Below are 17,165 nucleotides of genomic sequence, written 5' to 3' on the forward strand. Positions count from 1 at the left end.
CCCCGCCGGGCGGTGGCCGGTGGTGGGGACGGCGTCGGCACACCGACCCGGAACCGCTGCACGCCGATGAACTGATCAACCGGATCGCCACCGGAGCCGACCCGACCCGGCGTCGCGACGCCCGGGCTACGGTGACCGGCACCCGACCCGGCTCGCCCGGGAGCGGCGGGCCGGAGCCGGCGGGCGGCGGTCACGAAACGGCGGCTTGGTGTCGGTGGTGGGCAACGCCGCACCCACGCGGCGACGGGACGCCGGGCCGGGACCGGCTGGGCACCCGCTCGAACCGACCGGATGGGCGAACCCGGACGGCGACCCGGCGGACGACGCCGGCGAGATCACCATGTACTACCAGCCGCAGATCGCCATCGCGACCGGCGAGGTGGTCGGGGTCGAGGCCCTGCTGCGGTGGCGGCACCCGCGGCGGGGCATGGTCGACCCGGAGGAACTCATCCGGGTCGCCGAGCAGAGCGCCGTCATGCGGCTGCTCACCCGCCGGGTCGTCGACGACGTGGTGGAGCAGCTCGCCAAGTGGTCGGCGGCCGGCATCGGCCTGCGCGCGGCGCTCAACGTGAGCGTGCGTGACCTGCACACCGGCGAGATCGCCGACCAGATCGCCGACCGGCTGGCCAGCTACGGGGTGCCGGCCGAGCGGTTGCAGGTGGAGATCACCGAAGGGGCGTTGATGGCCGACCCGCGTCGGGTCCTGGCCACCATCTCGCACCTGCACCGGATCGGCGTGGCCATCTCGTTGGACGACTTCGGCACCGGCTACTCGTCACTTCAGCACCTACGCCGGTTGCCGCTGTCCGAGGTGAAGGTGGACCGGTCGTTCGTCCTCGGCATGGCCGACGACGCCGACGACGCGGCGATCGTCCGGTCGATGATCGAGCTGGCCGGCGCGCTGGGGTTGCGGGTCGTCGCCGAGGGCGTCGAGGACGAGCGGACCTGGCGGATGTTGCACGCCGCCGGCTGCGACGCCGCGCAGGGCTGGTTCTACGCCCGGCCCATGCCGGCCGAGGAGTTGGTCACCTGGCTGGCCCGGTACCGGCCGGTCCGGCCGACCGGCGGGCACCCGCAGGCCGACTCCGGTCGTCGCCCCGGCCGCTGACCCGCCCACCCGCGCGGCACGGGGGCGGTGGAGGGGGAGTCGAGGACGCGGCACCGGAGCGGAACAATAGACTCGCTCCGGTCACCGCGCGTCACGCTCCATCCGTCGCGCGGCCGGCACACCGCCCGACCAGCAGGAATTCAGAAGGGGGCACGGATGGCCGCCATCTCCCGCGAGGAGGTCGCGCACCTGGCGCGCCTGTCGCGGCTCGCCGTCACCGAGGAGGAGCTGGACACCTTCGCCGGCCAGCTCGACGTGATCCTCCAGGCGGTCGCCCAGGTGGGCGAGGTCGCCGCCGCGGACATCCCGCCGACCTCGCACTCGGTGCCGCTGACAAACATCTTCCGCGAGGACGTGGTCACGCCGTGCCTGACCCCGGAGGAAGCGCTGTCGGGCGCGCCCGACGCCGAGGACCAGCGGTTCCGGGTGCCGCGGATCCTGACCGAGGACGTGGCGTCATGAGCCAGCGGCAGCGAGCGAGTCAGCAGTTCGGCGCCGTGGTGCCTCATGGCGTCGTGGAGCGAAGCGGAGTGACGGCATGAGCGATCTGATCAGCATGACCGCGACGGAGATCGCGGCCCTGGTCGCCGGGGGCGAGACCTCCGCCGTCGAGGTGACCCAGGCGCACCTGGACCGGATCGCCGCGGTCGACGAGCGGGTGCACGCCTTCCTGCACGTGGACAGCGACGGCGCGCTGGCGGCGGCCCGCGCGGTGGATGAGCGCCGGGCCGCTGGCGAGGAGTTGGGCCCGCTCGCGGGCGTGCCGGTCGCGGTCAAGGACGTGCTCGCCACCCGGGGTGTGCCGACCACCGTCGGGTCGAAGATCCTGGAGGGATGGCGTCCGCCGTACGACGCGACGATCGTGCAGCGGCTGCGCGACGCGGGCACGGTGATGCTCGGCAAGACGAACATGGACGAGTTCGCGATGGGCTCCTCCACCGAGTACTCGGCGTACGGCCCGACGCACAACCCGTGGGACCTGAGCCGGATCCCGGGTGGCTCGGGTGGTGGCAGCGCCGCCGCGCTGGCCGCGTACGAGGCGCCGCTGGCGATCGGCTCGGACACCGGCGGCTCGATCCGCCAGCCGGGCGCGGTCACCGGCACCGTGGGGGCGAAGCCCACCTACGGCGGCACCTCCCGCTACGGGCTGGTGGCCTTCTCCTCGTCGCTGGACACCCCCGGCCCGTGCGCCCGTACCGTGTTGGACGCGGCCCTGCTGCACCAGGTGATCGCCGGGCACGACCCGCGGGACTCCACCTCGATCCCGCAGCCGGTGCCGGACGTGGTGGCGGCGGCGAAGCTCGGCGCGACTGGTGACCTGACCGGTGTGCGACTCGGCATCGTCAGTGAGTTCGTCGGCGAGGGCGCCGAGCCGGGCGTGATGGCCGCGTTCCGCGAGTCGGTGGACGCGCTGACCAAGATGGGCGCCGAGGTCGTCGAGGTGTCCTGCCCGACGTTCGCGTACGCGCTGCCGGCGTACTACCTGATCGCCCCGAGCGAGTGCTCCTCCAACCTGGCCCGGTTCGACGGCGTCCGGTTCGGCCTGCGGGTCGGCGACGACGGCAACCGGTCGCTGGAGGAGGTCATGTCGCTGACCCGGGAGGCCGGCTTCGGTCCGGAGGTCAAGCGCCGCATCATGATCGGCACGTACGCGCTGTCGTCGGGTTACTACGACGCGTACTACGGGCAGGCGCAGAAGGTCCGGACGCTGATCACGCGCGACTTCACCGCCGCGTTCGAGCGGGTCGACGCGCTGATCTCGCCGACCACCCCGTTCACGGCCTTCCCGATCGGCGCCCGCACCGCCGACCCGTACCAGATGTACCTGGCCGACCTGTTCACCATCCCGACCAACCTGTACGGCGGGCCGGGCATCTCGGTGCCCTGCGGTCTCTCCGAGGGGCTGCCGGTCGGCCTGCAGGTGATGGCTCCGACGATGGCCGACGACCGGATGTACCGGGTCGCCGCCGCGCTGGAGTCCGCGATCGGCACGTTCACCCCACCGGCGCTCTGAGGGCGGGCGGGATGCTGACGCGAATTGAGATTGACGGGTTCAAGTCTTTCCGTGATTTCTCGTTGGACATCCCGCCCTTTCTCGTGATTATCGGGCGGAATGCGGCAGGCAAGTCGAACCTCTTCGATGCCATTCAGTTTCTCGGCCGGCTGGCCGGCGACCCGGTTCTCGAAGCCGCTCAGCACATGCGTGGTGACATCGTGGACCTGTTTCACAAGCACACCGACGGATCGACCGTAGGGGTGATGTCGTTTGCGGTGGAAGTGCTGTTGGACAGGTCGGTCACCGATGCGTTCGGCGACACCGCCGAAGTCAACCATTCGCGGTTGCGTTACGAGCTAACGCTCGAACTTAGGTCGACCGGCCACAGTGGGACACAGCGGCCGTACGTCGTCCGTGAGGCAGTTAGGAGAATCCGCCGCGCGGACGACACATGGGTAGTCAGGTTTGACGCCGAGCAGCGTAGGCGGTTGGCGGCCTACCGCACGGGCGCCGACCCGTTGGAGACGGAGCAGGACGAGCAGAACCGTCCGGTCTTCAGCATCAGGCAGCAGGGAAATCAGGGTCGTAAGCGTCGACTTCCTGCGACGGCTGCCACCGCTACCGTCTTGTCCAGCCTGACGACGGCCACGGATTTCCCCCTGCTGTACGCGCTGAAGCGGGAGTTGCAGTCGTGGCGGCTGCTGCACCTCGACCCCAGCGCGCTGCGGGCCCCTGACTCCTACGATGACCCCGACGGCCTCGCGGCCAACGGAGGTCACCTGGCGAACACGCTGCGACGGCTGGCGGACGAGACCGGCGACGACGACCGGCCGGAGGGTGCGCTCAACGATCTCTCCGCTGACCTGGCCGCCGTTATCCCAGGTGTCATCCGGGTGCGCCTCGCCGAGGACGAGGCCCGTCGGCAGCGGCAGGTGGAGGTGCTGACCCGGGAGGAAGCGCCGTTCTCCGCGAGGGTGGCCTCGGACGGAACCCTGCGGGCGATCGCCCTCCTGGCCGCGCTGTACGACCCGCGGGGCGCCGGTCTCATCTGCTTCGAAGAGCCGGAGAACGGCATCTTTCCGCAACGGCTCGCGCAGTTCGTCAGATATCTTCGCAACCTCGTCGATCGGGCCATCGACGCGAGAACCGAGGGTGCCGCTCTGACTCAGCTCATCTTGAGCAGTCACTCGCCGGCGATCCTGCGGGCGTTGGAACCCGCCCAGGCCCGGACGCGGACCGACGCGGTCTTCATGGACGTCGTCAGTCGCGTCCAACGCGGCCAGGCTCGTAGTCGGGTCAGCCGATGGAGGAAGATTGCCGGGGCGCAGCAGCTCACGATCGACGACGCGCTGGATGTCGGAAGCGTGGTGAGCCCGAGGGAGATCGCCGAGTTCGAGGTCATGGCGGAGTTGGACAACTGATGCGTTATCTGACCTCCGCGTTGGTCTCCGAGGGCGTCACCGACGACCAGTTTCTGCCCCGGTTGCTTGCCAGGTCGTTGACCGAGATCTGCCTGACGGAATTCGAGGACGCTGTCGAGGTCGCCGACGTCCAGCCGTTGCGCGACAGAGGGGGCCCGTGCTCGGTTGCTGATGTCGTCGGCCTCGTCGAGCAGAATCCGGCAAGCTTCTCGCTGGTCTTCTTCCATCACGATCAGGGCGCGAGCGCCGAGCGGACCGCTGCGGAGTGGCTGCGACCTCTTCGTGAACTGTGGGGAGAGCGCGCGGAGCAACTCGTAGCGGTGGTTCCAGTGCGCGAGACAGAGGCATGGCTTCTCGCAGATGGTGAGGCACTCCGACGTGCCCTCGGTGTCAGCTGGACCGACTCCGAGATGGGGCTCCCCGCACAGCCGCGACTGGTGGAGCGAGTGGTCGATCCGAAGAGCGCGCTGAACAGCGTCATGCGGCGGGTGAGCCGTTCAACGACCGATCACTATGGTCAGTTGGGTGAGTTGGTCTCGCTGGATCGTCTGCAGGGCGTGCCCGCGTACAAACGGTGGTGGACCGACACTCGCGATGCGCTGACGCGGCTGGGCTACCGCCCAGCCTGATTCAGGCTCGGCTGGGTGAGGTAGCGACGGGCGCGTCGGGTGGCGACCCGGTGCAGACCGAGCGCCGTCGCCCAGGCGAGCGCGCCCAGCCCGGCTACCCACCGGCTGGACGGCCGGTCGGTGCCGATGACCAGCAGCACCTGTGCCGCCAGGGCCGCACCGTAGATCCAGCGCACCCACCGCTGGGACACCTGGCGCTCCGCCTCCTTACGCGCCAGCGCGTCGATCCGCGGGTCGGTGGTCCGCCCGTCGCGCAGGGCCGCCTTCACCTGCCGGAGGCTGCCCGGGTGGGAGCCGCCCGACCGGGTGGGGTTGCTTGGCATCAAGCGGGTCACCAACAGGGCGACGGCGACACCCACCATGGCGGGGGCCAGGATGAGCAGCAGCCGGACCAGTGGGCCGCTCCGAGCCGCTTCGTCGTCCATGAGCGCCGCGACGGCGAACGCGGCCGCGACGGCGGCCACCAGCAGCGTCACCGCGACAACGGTAAGTCGACGCGCAGGCTGTCGCTTCCCCGTGGCGTCCCCGGTGTTCGTCATGGTCGATACCTACCCGGATAGCCGTTTCGCTACGCGTAACGAGGGCCAGCCACGACGTGTTCGGCGAAACCCCGACGAACCGGGGGCCGGCAACCCCACTAGGCTGGACAGGTTCTGTCCGGATCGCGCCTGGAGCGTCTCATGACCACGACACTGCCCGCGTACGACGAGGTCGTCGCGCGCTTCGAACCGGTGATCGGCCTGGAGACCCACGTCGAGCTGGGCACGAACACCAAGATGTTCTGCGGCTGCCCGACCGACTTCGGTGGCGAGCCGAACACCCGGGTCTGCCCGGTGTGCCTGGGCCTGCCCGGCTCGCTGCCGGTGGCGAACAAGGCCGCCATCGAGGCGATCATCCGGATCGGCCTGGCGTTGAACTGCTCGATCGCCGAGTGGTGCCGGTTCGCCCGGAAGAACTACTTCTACCCGGACATGCCGAAGAACTTCCAGATCAGCCAGTACGACGAGCCGATCTGCGTCGACGGGTACCTGGACGTCGAGGTGGGCGGTGAGACGGTGCGGATCGAGATCGAGCGGGTGCACCTCGAGGAGGACACCGGCAAGACGCTGCACGTCGGTGGTGCCACCGGCCGCATCCACGGGGCGACCGAGTCGCTGGTCGACTACAACCGGGCCGGCATCCCGCTGGTCGAGATCGTCACCAAGCCGATCACCGGCACCGGTGCGCTCGCCCCCGAGGTGGCCAAGGCGTACGTCGCCGAGCTGCGCGACGTGATCCGCACCCTCGGTGTGTCCGACGTGCGGATGGAGGAGGGTTCGCTGCGCTGCGACGTGAACACCTCGCTCAACCTGCCAGGCGCGGAGTGGGGCACCCGTACCGAGACCAAGAACGTCAACTCGCTGCGCTCGGTGGAGCGGGCGGTCCGCTCGGAGATGCTGCGGCAGGCGTCGGTGCTCGACGCGGGCGGCCGGATCACCCAGGAGACCCGCCACTTCCACGAGGACACCGGCGACACCACCCCGGGTCGCTCGAAGGAGACGGCCACCGACTACCGGTACTTCCCCGAACCGGATCTGGTGCCGATCGCCCCGGACCCGGCCTGGGTCGCCGAGCTGAAGGCCGCCCTGCCGGAGCTGCCCCGGGTGCACCGGCGTCGACTCCAGGAGCAGTGGGGCCTGTCGGACCTGGACATGCAGTCGGTGCTGAACGCCGGCGCGGTCGAGCTGATCGAGGCCACCGTGGCCGCCGGCACCACCCCGGCCGCGGCCCGGAAGTGGTGGCTGGGTGAGCTGTCCCGCCGGGCCAACGAGAGCGGCGTGGAGCTGGCCGAGATCGGTGCCACCCCGGCCCAGGTCGCCGAGCTTCAGGGGCTGGTCGACGCCGGCAAGCTCAACGACAAGATGGCCCGCACGGTGTTGGAGGGCGTGGTCGACGGTGAGGGCTCGCCCACCGAGATCATGACCAGCCGGGGCCTGGAGGTCGTGTCGGACACCGGCGCGCTCACCGCTGCCGTGGACGAGGCGATCGCCGCGAACCCCGGCATCGCCGACAAGATCCGCAGTGGCAAGGTCGCGGCGGTCGGCGCGCTGGTCGGCGCGGTCATGAAGACCACCCGGGGTCAGGCCGACGCGAAGACCCTGCGGGAGCTGATCCTGGAGCGCCTCGGCGTCCAGGGCTGAGACCCACCCGGAGCAGGCCGCCGCCGGGACCCGGCGGCGGCCTTCCGCCACCCCCTGTCGACCACGCGGCCACCCCCGCACCCCTCGCGAGGGCGTCAACGGCGACGCCCGGATGGAGCCACCGTGACCGAGCACGACCTCGATGCCCTCGACGAGATCCAGCGGCGGGTGCTCTGGCTCGCCACCCGGATCGTGGACGCCGCCAACCATGACCGGGCCACCGGCGACGGGGTGAAGGTCGGCGGGCACCAGGCGTCCAGCGCCTCCCTGGTCACCGCGATGACCGCGCTCTGGTTCGCGCACCTGGACGCCGAGGACCGGGTCGCCGTGAAGCCGCACGCCTCCCCGGTGTTCCACGCCGTCCAGTACCTGCTCGGCAACCTGGACCGGTCCTACCTGCCCCGGCTGCGGGCCCGTGGTGGGCTCCAGTCGTACCCGTCCCGGACGAAGGACCCGGACGCTGTGGACTTCTCCACCGGTTCGGTCGGCCTGGGCGCGGCGGCGCCGCTCTTCGCCGCCGCCACCCGCCGGTACGTCGACGCGCACTTCGGAGCCCGGCCGCACTCCCGGTTCGTGGCGCTGATCGGTGACGCCGAGCTGGACGAGGGCAACATCTGGGAGGCGGTGGCCGACCCGGCGACCACCGGGCTGGGCAACGTCATGTGGCTTGTCGACTTCAACCGTCAGTCGCTGGACCGGGTGGTGCCCGGGATCCGGATCAACCAGTGGCGGGGTCAGTTCGAAGCGGCCGGCTGGCACGTCGTGGAGGTCAAGTACGGTCGCCGGCTCGCCGAGGCGTACGCCCGGCCGGGTGGGGAGGCGTTGCGCGACTGGATCGACGCGATGCCCAACGAGCAGTACCAGTCGCTGTTCGGGCTGGCCGGGCCGGCACTGCGCAAGCAGTTCCTGGACGGCGCGCCGGCCGGCATCGCCGAGCTGATCGCCGACGTCGACGACGAGGAGCTGGGCCCGCTCGTCACCGACCTGGGCGGGCACGACCTGGCGGCGATGCTGGACGCGTACGCCCAGTGTGACGCGGTCACCGACCGGCCGAGCGTCGTCTTCGCGTACACCGTGAAGGGTTGGGGGTTGCCCATCGCCGGCAACCCGCGCAACCACTCGGCGCTGCTCAGCACCGAGCAGGTGGACACGCTGCGCGCCGCGCAGGGGTTGACCGCCGAGACCGAGTGGGACCGCCTCGACCCGGCGTCACCCGCCGGGATCCGGGCCGGCGCCCGCCGGGAGGCGCTGTCCCGCGCGCCGCGCGAGCGCGCGCTGGGGGTCACCGTCCCGGAGAGCACCGGAGTACGCGCCAACAAGCCGATCTCCACCCAGGAGGTCTTCGGTCGGGTGCTGGTGGACCTGGCCCGGGATCGGGAGGTGGGCCGTTACCTGGTCACCACCGCCCCGGACGTGGCCACCTCCACCAACCTGGCCGGGTTCATCAACAAGACCGGGGTGTTCGCCCCCACCGAGCAGCGTTCCTGGACCGAGGACCGGATGCTGCGCTGGACGGAGAGCCCCGCGGGGCAGCACATCGAGCTGGGCATCTCGGAGATGAACCTGTTCCTGCTGCTCGGTCAGCTCGGGCTCTCCTGGGACCTGTCCGGGCAGCCGCTGCTGCCGGTGGGCACCGTCTACGACCCGTTCGTGCTGCGCGGCCTGGACGCGTTTCTGTACGGCACGTACTCCGGCTCGCGGTTCGTGGTGGCCGGCACCCCGTCCGGCATCACCCTCGCCCCGGAGGGCGGCGCGCACCAGTCCACCATCACCGCGTCGGTCGGCCTGGAGCTGCCCGGGGTGACCTTCGTCGAGCCGGCGTACGCGGCCAGCCTCGACTGGCTGCTCTGCGACGCGCTCGGGCAGATCGCCGGCGGTTCGACCCCGGCCGCGACCGCCGCCCCGGCCGAGGACGGCGCGTACTACTTCCGGTTGAGCACCCGCCCGCTGGACCAGGCGCCGTTCGAGGCGGCCCGGGCCCGGCTCGGTGACGCGGTGCTGCGCCGGCAGGTGGTCGCCGGGGCGTACCGGCTGGTCGACGCGCACCAGGCGTACCCGCACCTGGCCGACGCGCCGGTGGTGCAGCTGGCCGCCTCCGGGGCGGTGCTGCCCGAGGTGCTGGCCGCCGCGGCGGAGCTGGCCGAGGAGGGCATCGCCGCGCACGTGGTGGACGTGACCTCGCTGGACCGGCTCTACCGGGCGTGGCAGCGCACCCTGCGGCAGGGCGTCCGGACGGCGACCGTGCCGAGCGTGCCGGGCGCGCTGCGGTCCGCGTTCGCCGACCGGGTTCCGGTGGTGACAGTGCACGACGCCGCGTCGCATGCGATGGCCTGGCTCGGTTCGGCGGTCGGCGCGCCGGCGGTGCCGCTCGGGGTGGACGAGTTCGGCCAGTCCGGCAGCGTCGCCGAGCTGTACGACCTGCACGACCTGCTGCCCGGCAGCATTGTCAACGCGGCCCTGGCCGCCATCGCCCTGCGCTGACCCGTCGGCGCCCGCCGGTCCGCTGGCGGGTGTCGGCGTCGGCTCAGCCGGTCGGGGTGGGCGTGGGTGTGGCGGGGACACCGCCGGTCGGCGTGGGCGTGGGGGTGCCGGGGACACCGCCGGTCGGGTTCTCCACCAGGCGTCGTTCCAGGTTGACCTGGGCCTGCCCGGTCCCGCCGACGGTGATGGTGTCGTAGGCTTGGAGCATTTTCTGCTGGTCGAAGTAGAGCACGCTCATCGACAGCGGGGTCGGCTTCTCGCCCTCCAGGCCGCGCAGCCCGGCACCGCCGGTGGAGCCCTCCACCATCAGCGTGGTGGGTTGCTGCCCGGGGACCTGCGGCAGTTCGGAGACCTGCCGGGAGTGGGTGTGCCCGGCCAGCACCAGCGGGCAGGTGCCGGAGAGCGGCCCGGCCGACGCCGGGTCGTGCACGAGTGCGATGGTGACCGGCCGTGGTGAGTTGCGGACCGTCGCGGCGAGCTGGTTGCCGGCCCCGATCACCTGGTCGGCCACCTGCTGGGTCAGCCCACTGCCGGCGGGGGAGGTGTTCTTGTCCGGGGTGAAACGAGGGTCGCCGATGCCCGCGATGGTCAGCCCGGCGACGGTCGTCGTCGAGTTGTTCAGCACTATCGCGTTCGGCTGGCGGGCCACCGCGGCGGCGGTCTTGCCCGAGTCGTGGTTGCCCCGGATGAAGACGTACGGCTTCTTGAGCAGGCTGATCGAACCGACGAAGGAGGCCTCCGGCTCACTGCCCCAGTCGGTGATGTCCCCGGTGTCGATCACCACGTCGATGCCGAACTGCTCCACCACCGTCCGGATCAGCTGCCAACCGGTCGGGTTGAGGTGCATGTCCGAGACGTGCAGGACCCGGGTGGTGCCCGGGGCCGGCTCGTACACCGGGAGCGCCGAGACGGTGGTGTAGAGCTGGCTGACGTTGCCGACCAGGCGTTGCAACTGTTCGGCGTACTTGGTGTAGTCGTTGGCGATCCGACGCGCGTCGCCGACGATGGCCGGCGCGTTCACCAGCAGCCCCTCGTAGCGTGGTTCCTCGATGGCCTGCGGGTGCAGGGTCGCCGCCGCCGTGCCGAGGCTGCCGGCGGTGATGAGCAGCGCCAGCCCGCCCGCCCAGGCGGTGCGCCGGGCGTTGCGGAAGATCAGCCCGGCCAGCAGCAGGGTGACCAGCACCGACGCGCCGAGGGTACGCAGGCCGAGGCGCATCACGCCGGAGCGGACGTCTTCCACGGCGCTCTGGCTGGCCCGGCTGATGCTCGCCGGGTCGTCGAGCAGGGCCTCGGTGCGCCCCTGGTCGAGCGCACCGAGCCGAACGGTGAGGTGGGTCGGCCCGCCGTGGCTGTCGAGCAGCAGCGCGCCGAGCGGCGGGATGTCGACGGTGGTGCCGCCGTCCCGGGCGGGGGAGAGGCTGAGGTTGGCCCGGAACGGGCCGATGTCGGTGTCCACCTGACCGCCGCCGAGCACCCCGAGCACGGTTCCGGTCAGGGTTACGGCGAGGACGGCGACGATCAGCCCGATGCGGCGGGCCGGGCCGGCGACGGCGACCCGCCAGCCCGCCGGACGCCGCCGATCGTCGCCGGTCACCGGGTCGTCCCGGTCACCGGCGTCGTCGTGCCGCTCGTCGCGTTGCCCGTCCATGCTGAAATTCTGACCTGCCCGTTGGAAGATCTTGCCAAACCTGAACGGATGGTGACGAAGTCAGCTGCGGCCGCCGTCGCCGCCGGCGAAGACCACCCGCAGGAGCCGGTCGTCGTCGCCGGCCGGGGTGCCCCGCCCGTCGTGGTTGGAGGTGCTCACCCAGAGCGAGCCGTCCGGTGCCGCGGCCACCGCGCGCAGCCGGCCGTACCGGTTGGTGAGCAGCTCACTGGGCTGACCGAGCAGCGTACCGGTGTCGGTCAACTCCAGCACCCAGAGGCGCTTGCCGCGCAGGCAGCCGGTGACCAGCAGCCGGTCCGCGGCGGCCAGGCCGGAGCAGGACGCGTCCGAGGTCGCCCACTGCGCGATCGGGTCGGTGAACCGCCTGTCGCCGGCCCGCCCCTCGACCTCCGGCCAGCCGTAGTTGCCGCCCTTGGTGATCTGGTTGACCTCGTCCCAGGTGTTCTGGCCGAACTCCACGGCGTACATCCGCTTGGCGGCGTCCCAGGTGAAGCCCTGCACGTTGCGGTGACCCAGCGACCAGACCGGGGAGTTGGGGTAGGGATTGCCGGCGGCGGGCCTGCCGTCCGGGGTGATCCGCAGGATCTTGCCGCCGAGGCTCTTCACGTCCTGCGAGAGCGGGCGCTCGCCCGCGTCACCCGTGCTGACGTAGAGCTGCCCGTCCGGGCCGAAACCCAGCCCACCACCGTTGTGCACGTTGGCCTTCGGGATGCCGGTGACGATCGGGGTGGGCTCCCCGCCGAGCTGGAGCCGGGCGACCCGGTTGTCCTGCTCCGCCGTGTAGTAGACGAAGACCGTCTTGTCCTTGGCGTAGTCGGGGGAGACGGCGATGCCGAGCAGCCCACCCTCACCCGCCGCCGCCACGTCGGGGATCGTCTGCACCGGGCGGACCCGCAGCCCGTCCGGCCCGGACTCGGGCCCCACCTGCAGGATCCGGCCGCTGTCCCGTTCGGTGACCAGCGCGCCGCCGTCCGGCAGGAAGGCGATGGCCCAGGGCACCCGCAGACCCTTGGCGAGCACTGTCGCCACCGCCTGCTGGCCGGCGCCACCGGGGTTCGCCGACGCGGACGGGGTCGGCAGGTTGGGCGGTTCACCGGCCGGGTCGGGCTCCGGTTCGCCGAAGCTGCAACCGGCGGTGAACAGCAACGCCGCGCAGGACGCCGCGAGGGCCACCCGGAGGCGGCGGATGCGAGGGTACGGGGGACGGGCGCTCACCCGGCCCAGGGTAGCCGGCCACACCGCCCGGCCGGGCCCGTCGAGATCCGACGGGTGCCGACGGCACGGCTCGGTGCTCCGCTCACCGCGCCCGTACGGCCAGCAGTGCGGTGTCGTCCTCCCGGTGCGAGATCGGGGCGAGCAGCCTGTCGCACAGCTCGTCCAGGGGCAGCGTGTCGGTGCCGGTGAGCCGATCCACCAGCTCGGCCAACCCCTCGTCGATCGAGCGGTCCCGCCGTTCGATCAGCCCGTCGGTGTAGAGCAGCAGGGTGTCACCGGTGGCGAGGCTTGTCGACTGGCTCGTTCGTGCCATCCGACGAGCCAGGCCGAGCAGCGGCTCCGGGGTCGCCTGGAGAGCCTCCACCGCCCCGCCGAGGCGAATCACCAGGGCCGCCGGGTGCCCGGCGTTGGACCAGGTCGCCTCGTGGACGCCCGCGCGTTGCGGACTGATCCGGACCAGCGTCGCGGTGGCGGCGATCGACAGCCGCAGGCCGCGGATCGCGTCGTCCAGGTTGCTCAGCAGCGCCCCGACCTCGTCCGGCCGACCGAAGGCGTTGCCCCGGACCAGGTTGCGCAGTTGGCCCATGGTCGCCGCCGCCTCGATGTCGTGCCCGGCCACGTCCCCGATCGCGGCGATCACGTCACCGTTGGGCTGCACGAAGGCGTCGTACCAGTCGCCGCCCACCGCCACCCGGTCGGCCGCCGGCTGGTAGCGGGCCGCCAGCTCCAACTCCGCCACCACCGGCAGCCGGGGAAGCATGCTGTGTTGCAGGACCTCGGCGACGTGCCGCTGCTCGCCGTACATCGAGCTGTTGCCGACGGCCTGGCCGGCCCGGCGGCCGATGTCCAGCGTGGTGAGCAGGTCCCGATCGTCGAACGGCTGCCGCTGCGGGCCGTTGACGATGGTGATCGCCCCCAACACCGTCCCGCCGACGTCCCGCACCGGCACGCTCAGGTAGGAGGAGATGCCCAGCCGGCCGGCGATCTTGGCCATCTCCGGGTTGGTGGTGCCCCTCGTCACGTCGGCCAGGGACGCCACTTTGCCGAGTCGGGGCTCGCCGCTGCGGAGCACCTCCCGGATGACCGAGTCGGGGCTCAGCCCGGTGCGCAGCAGGTCGCCGAAGCGGTGCACGTCCGCCGTGCGGCCCGGGTCGCGGTGCACCGAGACCACCTCGCGGGGCTGGCCGGTCGGCCCGATCAGGGTGAGCAGACACCAGTCGGCGAGCAGCGGCACCATGGTGGCGGCGAGCCGGCGCAGCGCGGTGCCCACGTCCAGGGTGCCGGCCAGCGTCTCGCTCACCCCGGCCAGCAGCTCCAGCCGTTCGTGTGCCTGCATGGCCAGCCGCTGTGCCTCCCGGGCGCCGTCCAGCGCGATCCGCAGTCGCAGCTCCGACGAGCAGGCGGCCGCCAGGTCGGCAAGCGTGCGCAACTGTGCGGCGGTCCACGCGCGGGGCTTGTTGTCGATGGCGCAGAGCGAACCGAGCACCCGGCCGGAGAGGTCGGTCAGCGGCATCCCCGCGTACGCGACCACGCCAAGGTCGTCGATGGCCAGGTTGTCGCGGACGCGGGGATGGAGCCGGGCGTCCGGCAGCACCATCGGCACCTCGATGTCCACCACGTGCTGGCAGAACGAGTGGCTCAGCGGGGTCTGCCGGCGTTCCGACCAGGGCGGCGGCAACCCGATCGCGCCCGGGAAGAACTGCCGGTCGGCCGAGACCAGCGCGACCAGCGCGACCGGCACCTCCAGCAGGTCGCTGGCCAGCCGGGCGAACCGGTCGAACGCCTCGTCCGGGGTGGCGTCCAGCCCGGTCTCGGCGAGCGCGCGTAACCGCGCCGGGTCGCCGAGCGCCGTGGCTGGGGCGATCGAACGCCGGTTGGTGGCGGGGGAGCCGTCGGTCATCCGCGTACCTGTCTGCCGGGCGGAGGCGGACCGGTCCTCCGACGCTTCCTTATACCTCGTTCGGGCTCCGGCCGAACATCGGTGCGGTGAGTCCCGGGCCACCCCGCCGCCGCGCGCCATCCCCTCGGGGACGTCGAATCGACGCGGTGCCCGCACCGGCCGCGGCGCCGGGGACTATCGTCGGCGGACGTGAAGGTATGGATTCCGCACCAGGCCGGCCTGAACCTCCTGGGCGAGCTGCCCCCGGACGTCACCGTGGAGGTCTTCGAGCACGCCGACCGGATGCCCTCCGAGGCGGCCGACGTCCGGGTCTGGGTGCCACCGTTCCTGGGCGGCTCGGACGCGACGGCGTTGCTGCGGGAGCTGCCCGACCTGGCGGTGGTGCAGTTGCTCTCCGCCGGGGCGGACGCCTGGGCCGGTCGTACGCCGCCCGGCATCACGCTCTGCGACGCCCGGGGTGTGCACGACCCCGCCACCGCCGAGTGGGTGGTCACCGCCATCCTCGCCCAGTTGCGGGCGTTCCCGGCGTTCGTGCGCGCACAGGCCGACCGGCGCTGGGCGTACGAGGGGAACACCCCGACCGACGAGTTGACCGGCAAGCGGGTGCTCATCATCGGAGCCGGTTCGATCGGCACCGCGGTGCGCGACCGGCTCGCCCCGTTCGACGTGAGCTTCACCCTGGTCGCCCGGAGGGCCCGCGCGGAGCAGGGGGTGCACGCCGTCGAGGAGCTGCCCCGGCTGCTGCCGGAGGCGGACGTGGTGGTGGTGCTGGTCCCGCTCACCGACCAGACCCGTGGCCTGATCGACAAGGACTTCCTGGCCGCGATGCCGGACGGGGCGCTGTTGGTGAACGCCGCCCGGGGGCCGGTGGCGCACACCGAGGCGCTCGTCGCCGAGCTGGGCACCGGTCGGATCTCGGCCGCGTTGGACGTCACCGACCCGGAGCCGCTGCCCGCCGACTCGCCACTCTGGGCGATGCCGAACGTGCTGCTCACCCCGCACGTGGCCGGGTCGGTGCGTGGCCTGCTGCCCCGGGCCTACCGACTGGTCGGCGATCAGGTACGCCGGTTCGCCGCCGGGCAACCGCTGATCAACACGGTGGTCGACGGCTACTGATCGGGCGGGTCCGCCGGCGCGTCGGGCAGCGTCTGGCCGGTGGCCGCGACCAGCTGGGGCAGATCCGTCCCTCGGACGGCCGGCAGGACGACCTGGCGGCCGTCGTCGAGCCGGGCGACCGCCCGTCCGCGCTGGTCGGTCACCAGTTCGAGAACCTGGTCCCAACCGATCCGGCGTTGCCCGGCCAGCGCCCGGACGCGCAGCTCCCGCGCGTCGGCGTCGGTGCCGGCCCGCCAGGCCCAGACCGCGACGGCCAGCGGGACGAGCAGCACCGGCAGCAGGTAGGCCCGGGCGTTGGCCAGTGGCAGGGCGCCGATGAAGGCGATGACCGCGGCCACCAGGATGGCTTGGTGGTGCCGGAAGCGGACCGTGTCGTGCTTACTCACCCTCCGATGATCCCACCCCCGGCCGGTCCGGCTCGCGGCGGGCGGTGCCGACGGCGCCTGGTACGCCGTACAGTGACACAGGTCGTTGTCTTCTCTGAGTGACCGACAAGTAACCATTCCGGCTGTCCATCGTTGCCAATCGTGGGCAGCGGACCCGCACCGTCCGCTGTCCCGCACCGCCGCACCGCCCCCGTGCCCCCTCACGAAGGCGACCGCCGTGCTTCTCGCGTACCCGTTCCACGTCCCCCGCCGCGCGGTCCCGGAGGCCGCCACGTCCACGGCGGTGGCGCTGCTCCTCCTCGCCGGCGCCGCCGACCTGGTCCCGGCCTCGGTGGTGATCGCGCTGGCCGCCGGTGCCGGTGCCACCCTCGCCGGGTTGCGGCTCTCCCGGCTGGCCACCCGACGCGGTGCCGATCCGACCCCGCGCGCGGCGGGAGTGCTGCTCGACGCGGCGGTGGTGGCGGCCGGTCTCACCGCCGTCCTGCTGCCCCTGGCCGACCTCGGGCACCCGGTCGCCGTGCTGGTCGGGCCGCTGGTCGTGGCGGTCCTCTCCGGCTTCGGTCTGCGCCGGCTCCCGGGCCGTGCGAATCCGGCGGCCGGGGTGCGACTGCGCCGGCTGGTCGAGTCGGGCGGCCCGGCCGTCGGCCTGGCCCTCGCCGGTTGGTTGCTGCTGCCCCGGGACGGCCTGCCGGTTCCGGCTCGGCTGGTCGCCGCGTTGACGCTCGGCGGGCTGGGCGTGGCCGCGCTGAACGCGTTCGCCGGGCCCCGGCGACGCTCGGGTGCGGCGCTCTGCCGGGGTGGCGTCCTGCTCACAGTGGGCGGGCTGGTGTTGCTGGCCACGTTGTGGTCCGCGCCGGCCGGTCGGGCGGCACTGCTGGCCGTACCCCCGTTGGTGGTCGGGATGCTGTTCGTCGCCGTCGGTGCGGCTCGCGCGGCGGACGTGGACGACCCGGCGGAGCCGTCGCCGCGGCCTGGCCCCGACCGGTGCTCCCGGCGGCGGTGCTGCTGCTGGCGGCGGGTCTGCACCTGGGCGCTGGCCGCGCACCGGACCGGACGAGCGTGTTGTT

The 17,165-nt window shown here is 72.4% G+C and carries 12 protein-coding genes and 2 pseudogenes; 9 read left to right on the top strand and 5 right to left on the bottom strand.

Annotation, left to right across the window (positions count from 1 at the left end):
* The 5 genes and pseudogenes from JM949_RS22600 to JM949_RS22620 all read left to right on the top strand — a co-directional run.
* Positions 1–1,108 (top strand): annotated as a pseudogene (locus JM949_RS22600) (putative bifunctional diguanylate cyclase/phosphodiesterase); the annotation flags it as partial.
* A 156-nt stretch (positions 1,109–1,264) separates the two neighbouring features.
* Positions 1,265–1,570, top strand: coding sequence for an Asp-tRNA(Asn)/Glu-tRNA(Gln) amidotransferase subunit GatC (gene gatC / locus JM949_RS22605; protein ID WP_091393256.1), 306 nt, complete (start codon positions 1,265–1,267; stop codon positions 1,568–1,570).
* Positions 1,571–1,646: 76 nt separating this feature from the next.
* A complete protein-coding gene (gene gatA, locus JM949_RS22610; protein ID WP_203150354.1) occupies positions 1,647–3,122 on the top strand; it encodes an Asp-tRNA(Asn)/Glu-tRNA(Gln) amidotransferase subunit GatA in 1,476 nt (491 codons plus the stop codon).
* 11 nt (positions 3,123–3,133) lie between these two features.
* Positions 3,134–4,525: an AAA family ATPase gene (locus JM949_RS22615; protein ID WP_203150355.1), complete on the top strand. Its 1,392-nt coding sequence runs from the start codon at positions 3,134–3,136 to the stop codon at positions 4,523–4,525.
* Positions 4,525–5,154: a DUF4276 family protein gene (locus JM949_RS22620; RefSeq protein ID WP_203150356.1), complete on the top strand. Its 630-nt coding sequence runs from the start codon at positions 4,525–4,527 to the stop codon at positions 5,152–5,154. The genes JM949_RS22615 and JM949_RS22620 overlap by 1 nt, the downstream gene beginning before the upstream one ends.
* Here the strand turns inward: JM949_RS22620 and JM949_RS22625 are convergent.
* Entirely contained in the window at positions 5,139–5,630 is a 492-nt protein-coding gene (locus tag JM949_RS22625) for a hypothetical protein (protein ID WP_203150357.1), read from the bottom strand. The genes JM949_RS22620 and JM949_RS22625 overlap by 16 nt on opposite strands.
* A 204-nt stretch (positions 5,631–5,834) precedes the next feature.
* Between JM949_RS22625 and gatB the strand changes: the two genes are divergently transcribed.
* Entirely contained in the window at positions 5,835–7,334 is a 1,500-nt protein-coding gene (gatB, locus tag JM949_RS22630) for an Asp-tRNA(Asn)/Glu-tRNA(Gln) amidotransferase subunit GatB (RefSeq protein ID WP_203150358.1), read from the top strand.
* 123 nt (positions 7,335–7,457) lie between these two features.
* Positions 7,458–9,815, top strand: a complete 2,358-nt coding sequence (locus JM949_RS22635; protein WP_203150359.1) for a transketolase-like TK C-terminal-containing protein — start codon at positions 7,458–7,460, stop codon at positions 9,813–9,815.
* 43 nt (positions 9,816–9,858) lie between these two features.
* On the opposite strand, the gene JM949_RS22640 is transcribed toward JM949_RS22635, so the two are convergent.
* The 3 genes from JM949_RS22640 to JM949_RS22650 all read right to left on the bottom strand — a co-directional run bounded on the left by JM949_RS22640 (position 9,859) and on the right by JM949_RS22650 (position 14,596).
* A complete protein-coding gene (locus JM949_RS22640; protein ID WP_203150360.1) occupies positions 9,859–11,463 on the bottom strand; it encodes a metallophosphoesterase in 1,605 nt (534 codons plus the stop codon).
* A gap of 60 nt (positions 11,464–11,523) precedes the next feature.
* Positions 11,524–12,696 (bottom strand): PQQ-dependent sugar dehydrogenase, encoded by a 1,173-nt coding sequence (locus tag JM949_RS22645; RefSeq protein ID WP_203150361.1) that lies wholly within the window; start codon positions 12,694–12,696, stop codon positions 11,524–11,526.
* Positions 12,697–12,778: 82 nt separating this feature from the next.
* A complete protein-coding gene (locus JM949_RS22650) occupies positions 12,779–14,596 on the bottom strand; it encodes a SpoIIE family protein phosphatase (RefSeq protein WP_203150362.1) in 1,818 nt (605 codons plus the stop codon).
* A gap of 189 nt (positions 14,597–14,785) precedes the next feature.
* Here JM949_RS22650 and JM949_RS22655 point away from each other — a divergent pair, with 189 nt between their 5' ends.
* A complete protein-coding gene (locus JM949_RS22655) occupies positions 14,786–15,712 on the top strand; it encodes a 2-hydroxyacid dehydrogenase (protein WP_203150363.1) in 927 nt (308 codons plus the stop codon).
* Here the strand turns inward: JM949_RS22655 and JM949_RS22660 are convergent.
* Positions 15,706–16,098 (bottom strand): PH domain-containing protein, encoded by a 393-nt coding sequence (locus JM949_RS22660; RefSeq protein WP_203150364.1) that lies wholly within the window; start codon positions 16,096–16,098, stop codon positions 15,706–15,708. The genes JM949_RS22655 and JM949_RS22660 overlap by 7 nt on opposite strands.
* Before the next feature lie 217 nt (positions 16,099–16,315).
* Here JM949_RS22660 and JM949_RS22665 point away from each other — a divergent pair.
* Positions 16,316–17,165: pseudogene (locus JM949_RS22665) on the top strand (hypothetical protein); the annotation flags it as partial.

It is taken from the genome of Micromonospora tarensis, from assembly GCF_016803395.1.
Taxonomy (GTDB): Bacteria; Actinomycetota; Actinomycetes; order Mycobacteriales; family Micromonosporaceae; genus Micromonospora; species Micromonospora tarensis.

Coding starts and splice junctions, on each gene's coding strand:
- JM949_RS22620 (WP_203150356.1), top strand. CDS start 4,525: ATGCGTTATCTGACCTCCGCGTTGGTCTCCGAGGGCGTCACCGACGAC.
- JM949_RS22650 (WP_203150362.1), bottom strand. CDS start 14,596: ATGACCGACGGCTCCCCCGCCACCAACCGGCGTTCGATCGCCCCAGCC.
- gatB (WP_203150358.1), top strand. CDS start 5,835: ATGACCACGACACTGCCCGCGTACGACGAGGTCGTCGCGCGCTTCGAA.
- gatA (WP_203150354.1), top strand. CDS start 1,647: ATGAGCGATCTGATCAGCATGACCGCGACGGAGATCGCGGCCCTGGTC.
- gatC (WP_091393256.1), top strand. CDS start 1,265: ATGGCCGCCATCTCCCGCGAGGAGGTCGCGCACCTGGCGCGCCTGTCG.
- JM949_RS22615 (WP_203150355.1), top strand. CDS start 3,134: ATGCTGACGCGAATTGAGATTGACGGGTTCAAGTCTTTCCGTGATTTC.
- JM949_RS22640 (WP_203150360.1), bottom strand. CDS start 11,463: ATGGACGGGCAACGCGACGAGCGGCACGACGACGCCGGTGACCGGGAC.